This window comes from Massilia sp. 05N420 (assembly GCF_056397205.1).
The window spans coordinates 1-729 of sequence record NZ_JBFTMX010000103.1; the positions used below are offsets into that span (position 1 = coordinate 1).

A 729-nucleotide genomic window follows, 5' to 3' on the forward strand; every position below is an offset into this window, starting at 1 on the left:
GTCCTATGACCAGCCGATCGAATTCGGCTACCTGATTTTCCGCGCATTGTGGGACCTGCTCTCGGACATGCGCGGCGTGGCGCCTCCCACGTCCGATACCAAGGACAAGATCGGCGACTTGATCTTCCAGACCTACGAGCATCTGGGATATGACGTGGCTGCTCAGACGATCATCGACTATTACGTTGCCGATCTCCGCTTCCATAGTTCCGTCACGGGCATCAATCTGCAACCCAACGCCTCGGCGCTGGTGGCGCCTCTCGGCCGGAGAATCAACTTCGCCAATATCCGCGATCTGGTGAGCCAGTCCCGGAAACTAACAGAGCAGAATCAGGCTTTGATGCAGGAACTGGAAGCCGAGCGCCGCAAGGTCCGCGAGATGCTTGACGCGGTGAACGGGTACAGTCTGCGGACCGCCTGACCTGCGCCGGCTGATCTGACCTGAGCGCAGCTGCAAACTGCCCTCGCTGAAAATCGCAAACAGATGTAATCTGCGGCGAGGTTTGGCGAGGATCGGTGCGCGAGAGGCGGGCGGCCGGGTTGGGAGACTTGATGGCGTTGATGATCATTCGGCGGCGGCATATCCCTGAACGGCTGCCGCGGCCATGACGAACAGTCTCACCGTCCCATCCTTCACCATGTCGCGCCTCCTGCGCCGGGAATGGTTTCTTGCGGTCGGGCTGCTAACCAGCGCCATCATCCTCGGTTTCGGCGAGCCGCTGTTTGCAC

At 60.4% G+C, this 729-nt stretch carries 1 protein-coding gene; it reads left to right on the plus strand.

Annotated elements, in window-relative coordinates; translation table 11 throughout:
• The coding region (locus tag AC1DIX_RS27450) for a hypothetical protein (RefSeq protein WP_477328471.1) at nucleotides 1-421 on the plus strand (421 nt) is incomplete at its 5' end.
• Nucleotides 422-729: the final 308 nt, after the last annotated feature.